This window comes from Cellvibrio sp. (assembly GCF_053579595.1).
On sequence record NZ_JBRFPI010000053.1, the window covers coordinates 13,870 to 16,651 of the forward strand.

3 protein-coding genes are annotated in these 2,782 nt (G+C 48.2%); 1 reads left to right on the plus strand and 2 read right to left on the minus strand.

Features of this window, described 5'->3' with window-relative positions; all coding sequences use genetic code 11:
* Positions 1-168, plus strand: a 168-nt coding sequence (locus ACWA6V_RS05335) for a helix-turn-helix domain-containing protein (protein ID WP_449521515.1), incomplete at its 5' end; no start/stop codon positions are given.
* An 88-nt stretch (positions 169-256) separates the two neighbouring features.
* Here the strand turns inward: ACWA6V_RS05335 and rhlE are convergent.
* The gene (gene rhlE / locus ACWA6V_RS05340) at positions 257-1,663 is read right to left on the minus strand and encodes an ATP-dependent RNA helicase RhlE (RefSeq protein ID WP_449521512.1); all 1,407 of its coding nucleotides are present in this window, start codon (positions 1,661-1,663) and stop codon (positions 257-259) included.
* A gap of 225 nt (positions 1,664-1,888) precedes the next feature.
* Positions 1,889-2,782: MFS transporter (locus ACWA6V_RS05345; protein ID WP_449521513.1), on the minus strand; the 894-nt coding region annotated here is incomplete at its 5' end.

The window sequence follows — 2,782 nt, forward strand, 5'->3', positions numbered from 1 at the left end:
CCTGAGCAGGGTATTGATTTGCGTGAGTACATTACCAATCTGGAAATGAGTTTAATTCAGCAGGCGCTTAATGACTGCGGCGGTGTTGTTGCGCGCGCTGCTGATAAGCTTTGTGTGCGGCGTACTACCTTAGTGGAAAAAATGCGTAAGTATGAAATGCAGCGTTAATTATTAGTCGTTAATTTATTGCATAAAAAAATCCCCATGATGGGCAATCACGGGGATTTTTTATTTCAGGTGCGCGACTAAATGATGATTAGTTTGCAGCCTGAGGGCGACGTGCCTGTTGCGGCTTTCCTGCGGCATTGCGATTGCCATTAGCGCCTTGTGGTTTTGCACCACCTTGGCCTTGTGGTTTACGCTGTGCCCCATCTTTCTGTTGTGGTTTGCCGCCATTGCCGTTTTTGGGTTTTTGTCCAAGTACGGTTTTTTTCGCGGCTGATCTACCGCCGCCATTTTTGCCTGCACCTGCACCAATTGTCATACGGCGGCCCAATACAATGGGTTCAGGTTTAACATTGGGGTCTGGTTCGTAACCGGCAATGACTTCTTTATCAATGTCGCGCTTGATCAGTTTTTCGATATCGCGTAAGAATTTAATTTCATCTACACAGACTAACGAGACCGCAATACCTTCAGCATCAGCGCGACCGGTACGGCCAATCCGATGCACGTAATCTTCCGGAACGTTGGGCAATTCATAATTGACAACGTGAGGCAATTGGTCGATATCAATTCCACGCGCAGCAATATCCGTTGCAACCAATGCGCGAATTGCACCGCGTTTAAAATCTTCCAAGGCTTTAGTACGTGCGCCCTGGCTTTTATTGCCGTGAATTGCGGCAGCACTGATACCATCATCTTGCAACTGTTCAGTTAATTTATTCGCGCCATGTTTGGTACGGGTAAAAATCAACACTTGTTGCCAATCGCCTTGGTTAATCAAGTGCGATAAAAGCTCGCGCTTGCGATTGCGATCAACCGGGTGCACGCATTGGGTTACGCGCTCGGAAGCGGTATTGCGGCGCGCAACTTCAATCAGAGTTGGTTGATTCAATAATTTGTCGGCGAGTGCTTTGATTTCATCGGAAAAGGTTGCTGAGAACAGCAGGTTTTGGCGTTGCTTGGGTAGCAGTGCCAATACTTTTTTGATGTCATGAATAAAGCCCATGTCCAACATGCGGTCGGCTTCATCCAGAACCAGCACTTCAACTTGACGCAGGCTCACCGCATTTTGGTTAACCAGGTCGAGCAAACGGCCGGGAGTGGCTACCAGGATGTCTACACCACCGCGCAGCTTCATCATCTGTGGATTGATACTGACACCGCCGAATACAACGGTAGAACGCAATGGCAGGTGTTTGCCATAGTCCCGTACGCTTTCATAGACTTGCGCAGCAAGCTCGCGAGTGGGCGTTAAAATCAAGGCGCGCACCGGGCGGCGTCCACCGGTCTGGTTTACCGGAGTCTGGCTCAGTTTTTCAAGTAAAGGCAGGGTAAAGCCTGCAGTCTTACCGGTTCCAGTTTGGGCTCCGGCAAGGATATCGCCGCCTTTTAATACGGCGGGAATAGCTTGTAATTGAATAGGAGTAGGGGTGCTGTAGCCCTTATCGGCAATAGCACGCAGAATATCGGCCCGAAGACCGAGAGTTTCAAATGACATAAGATTTTCCTGTTGCTCGGCCTCCCGCGTGGCGGGCAAGGTCTGGCGAGCTGAGATGTGGCAAACACACTGGGGTGTTTGGCAACAGAGGAGGGCGACACTGACCTTAAGGGTGTCGGCGCGCATGGTACGCAGTTGGTGAATAATATGCCAGTGACTTTTTGTTTGGTTGTGACGCTGAATGTGCACCTTTCTGCATATGCAAAAAGGCGTGTGTTCATCAGGTTACTCACCAGCGGGCTCGGCGAGGAGCGTTTTTTTATTGCGTGCGAGTTGTAAAATCACCAATGCCAAGGTGCCCAGAATTAAAAAACCGCTGGTAACTGGCACGAGAGTGCCGTTATACATCTGGCCAATCGCAGTGCCGATTAGCATGGACATAATTGATGATGTCGCGCCGATAATGGCTGATGCGATGCCGGCCACATGCCCCATGGGTTCCATCGCCATGGCGTTGACATTGCCGAAGACCAAGCCAAAACAAAAAAATAACACCGATGCATAAATCATAAAGAGCCAGAGGTTGGCGGGCAGTAACATCAGTACAACAAGAAAAATAGCCGAGCTAAGAATAATTCCCCAAACGGCGTGGTTGCATAAATAATCCATTCCCCACTTTTCCACAAAGCGTGAATTAACCAGTGATGCAACACCAAACACTAACGCCAGTACACCAAAGTAGATAGTAAATAGTTTTCCAGTTTGAAATAAATCCTGGAAAATTTGTTGCGATGAATTGAGGTAACCGAGAAAGCTACCAAAAAATAAACCCATGCACAGGGTGTAACACATAGTGGTGTAATTGCTGATAACTTCTTTGAAACCATCTATAAATCCGCGTGTGCTAAAGGGTATTCGATATTCTTTGGGGAGCGTCTCTTCTAACCGTATAAAAATCCATATGCCGATAATCAACGCATAAACAATATAAAGTACAAAGATGTAACGCCACGAGCTTACCAACAATACTGCCTGGCCAATGCTGGGGGCGAGTGCAGGCACCATAATAAAAATCATCATCACCAGCGACATGATGCGCGCCATTTCGTTGCCCGCATATTTGTCGCGCACAATGGAGATCGCAGAAACATAAGGGCCTGCAACGCCAAGGCCTTGAAT

Excerpts from the sequence above, each read along its gene's own strand:
- rhlE (WP_449521512.1), bottom strand. The coding sequence starts at position 1,663 with ATGTCATTTGAAACTCTCGGTCTTCGGGCCGATATTCTGCGTGCTATT.